Annotated in this window: 1 pseudogene; it reads left to right on the top strand. The window is 36.7% G+C overall.

Going from position 1 to position 245, the window contains the following annotated elements:
• A pseudogene (locus tag NG901_RS16805) lies at positions 1-245 on the top strand (thiamine pyrophosphate-binding protein); the annotation flags it as partial.

Genomic DNA, 245 nt, shown 5'->3' with positions numbered 1-245 from the left:
GCAATTACTGGGGTTACAGCTGGTTGGATTGATTCAACTCCTATGCTTGTAATATCTGGACAAGCAAAACGTTCTGATTTGGTTGGTAAAACTGGTGTTAGGCAAATGGGTTCGCAAGAGGTTCAAATAATTGAAATGATAAAACCTATTACAAAATATGCAGTGCAAGTATTAGAACCGATGAAAATCAAATATTATTTGGAAAAGGCATATTGTGAAGCAACAACTGGAAGAATGGGACCAGT

The sequence above is a fragment of the Clostridium sp. CMCC3677 genome, assembly GCF_023845585.1.
Taxonomy (GTDB): domain Bacteria; phylum Bacillota; class Clostridia; order Clostridiales; family Clostridiaceae; genus Clostridium; species Clostridium aquiflavi.
The sequence above is the reverse complement of the archived record's forward strand: the minus strand, read 5'-3'. Positions and strand labels throughout refer to the sequence as shown.